Annotated in this window: 3 protein-coding genes; all 3 read right to left on the reverse strand. The window is 61.6% G+C overall.

Translation table 11 applies throughout. The annotated features are described in order from the left end of the window. Positions 1-87 precede the first annotated feature (87 nt). Positions 88-750: an O-methyltransferase gene (locus WAN02_RS28505; RefSeq protein ID WP_422268715.1), complete on the reverse strand. Its 663-nt coding sequence runs from the start codon at positions 748-750 to the stop codon at positions 88-90. Then, positions 743-1507: an enoyl-CoA hydratase/isomerase family protein gene (locus WAN02_RS28510; protein ID WP_422268717.1), complete on the reverse strand. Its 765-nt coding sequence runs from the start codon at positions 1505-1507 to the stop codon at positions 743-745. Before WAN02_RS28510 ends, WAN02_RS28505 begins: the two co-directional genes overlap by 8 nt. Then, positions 1504-1866, reverse strand: a 363-nt coding sequence (locus tag WAN02_RS28515; protein ID WP_422268719.1) for a cytochrome P450, incomplete at its 5' end; no start/stop codon positions are given. The genes WAN02_RS28515 and WAN02_RS28510, both read right to left, overlap by 4 nt.

Raw genomic sequence — 1866 nt, forward strand, 5'->3', positions numbered from 1 at the left:
GTCTACGGCCGCAACGAGGCAGCGAACCAGCACTTTCATCGGCAGCTGTCGGCAGACGTGCCGCCGGTCGGGGCTAGCCGCTAACCGTTACCGACGAACCGATATCAATCCGAGATCGGTTGGCACAGTGTCGTATCCGAGTTCGATGAGCCTCGCGACGTAGTCGGGTTCTCGGTTGTCATTCACCAGCACTCCATGCGTTCGAATCCGGGGCGCGAGGACATCGAGCACCGAGCGAGCGCGCGACGGCGCCGACAGATCAGGCCAGCCATCGATGAGGGCAATATCGACATCGACCAAACCTGGGACGCCGGCCAGTTCGGTTGCCGGGTCACCGCCGTGTATCTGCACGAAATCGATGAGCCCTGCCTCGGCTACCGCCTCGTGCGCAAGCCGCCTGTACTCATCGCGCGGCTCCACCCCGACGACCCGTCCGCCGCAGTTGTCGCGAAGAGCAGCACCAAGATAGAGCACCGCCGCACCTGCTGACACGGGCACGCACACGGCGAGACGTGCGTTCATTGCCCTGGCCATTATGTAGATGAATTCGCCTTGCGCGGGTCGAAGTGAGTATCCGAAATCCCCAAAGAACTCTGGCGAGTACGGATCGTGAGGATCCCACTGCTGTTTGGCGATGTCGGCACGCACTTGCGCGTCGTAATACATCCGTTCTAGCAGGAACTCGATGTGTGGGTCTTCCAGAACGTGTGAGGTGCCGGCGAGGATCCGATTCCTGGCGATCTCATTCATGATCTGCGGGGTGCGTCGCCAGGAATCTCGAGAACACATCGGTCATCGGGCCGGGGCGCACCGTGGTCATCATCGCGGTGTTTTCCGCATCGAATCTCGCGCGAAGGTCTCGGCCTGGGCCCGCCTGAAGTAACTGCTTGACAGCACGGACCCCTTCCGGCGGCAGCGCAGCTACCTGGCTCGCGAGAGCGATTGCGGCGTGCCGTACGTCGGAGAATTCGACCAGACGATTGAGCAAGCCGATCCGCTCTGCTTCTGTCCCCTCGACCACACGAGACGTCATGAGCAGGTCCTTGGTCCTGGACCAGCCGATCAGCTCGTCTAACACCCAGGTGAGGTTGGCTCCTCCATACTGGGAAGCCGTGATTTTGAATCGTGTCTCAGCGCAGCCGACGCGAAGGTCTGCCGTCACAGCCAATAGCGCGCCGACGCCGTAGGTAATTCCTTGCAAGGCAACAACAGTGGGGATAGGTGTCGACGCCCAGTGCCACAGCCATTCCTCTCGTTCCAACTGGACAAGAGTGTGTTGTTCCTCGCTCATCCGTGCGAGCTGGTGAATGTCCCAGCCCGCGGAAAACGCGCGGTCGCCGGCGCCGCACAATACGAGGCATCGGACGGCCGCATCATTCTCCGCCTCGGTCAACCGGCGCTCGATAGCGGTCTGCACTTCCACGGACACGGCGTTGAGGACTTCGGGCCGGTTGATCTCGAGGACCAATACGCCGTCGGCGAGCAGCTCGTGTCGCAGCAGCGTCATGTCTCGGTTCCCTTGTAGGACCGGCCAATACGCAAAGGAAGCTTCTCCAGTCCGCGGGCTTCTCCCATCGCCCACCGCACCCCTTCGGGATCGGCGAGCGAGAAGTCGCCAAGCGAGTGGATCGATCGCTCGATCGCGACCTTGATCATGAGTTTGGCCAGGTGTGATCCGATACAGCGGTGCGGCCCCATGCCGAAGCTCAGGTGCTTGTTCGGAAAGCGGTCAATGACAACGCTTTCCGCATCGTCGAAGACCGATTCGTCGCGATTTCCCGACCCCCACAACAGAAGAACTTTCTCGCCCGCGTGCAGGGGGCAACCGGCGAGTTCCGTGTCTTGGGTAACCGTCCGCGCTAGTGC

The sequence above is a fragment of the Mycobacterium sp. genome (assembly GCF_049281135.1).
Lineage (GTDB): Bacteria > Actinomycetota > Actinomycetes > Mycobacteriales > Mycobacteriaceae > Mycobacterium.